Annotated in this window: 1 pseudogene; it reads right to left on the bottom strand. The window is 74.0% G+C overall.

The window, feature by feature from the left end:
* A pseudogene (locus KVT39_RS37590) lies at positions 1 to 231 on the bottom strand (5-(carboxyamino)imidazole ribonucleotide synthase); the annotation flags it as partial.

The raw sequence follows: 231 nt of genomic DNA, 5'->3' as shown, positions 1-231 counted from the left end.
AGGATGCCCGGCAGCACCGCGTCGAGCACGGCATCGTCGAGCGCGGCAAGCGCCGCCGACGATTCGATCACGACGTGCGGCGCGACCGGTACGCCCGGCGCCTCGATGAAGCGCTTCTCCGCGATCCGGTCCTGCGCGGTCGCGGCGGAGCGGCCGGCCCGCGCGGCAAAGGTCGCGCGCGCGAGGGAATCGAGGCTCGCGGCCGGCACGTTCTCGAACTCCGTCCACACC

The sequence above is a fragment of the Burkholderia sp. GbtcB21 genome (genome assembly GCF_019091065.1).
Lineage (GTDB): Bacteria > Pseudomonadota > Gammaproteobacteria > Burkholderiales > Burkholderiaceae > Burkholderia > Burkholderia pyrrocinia_C.
This window is presented reverse-complemented; position numbering and strand designations above follow the sequence as displayed.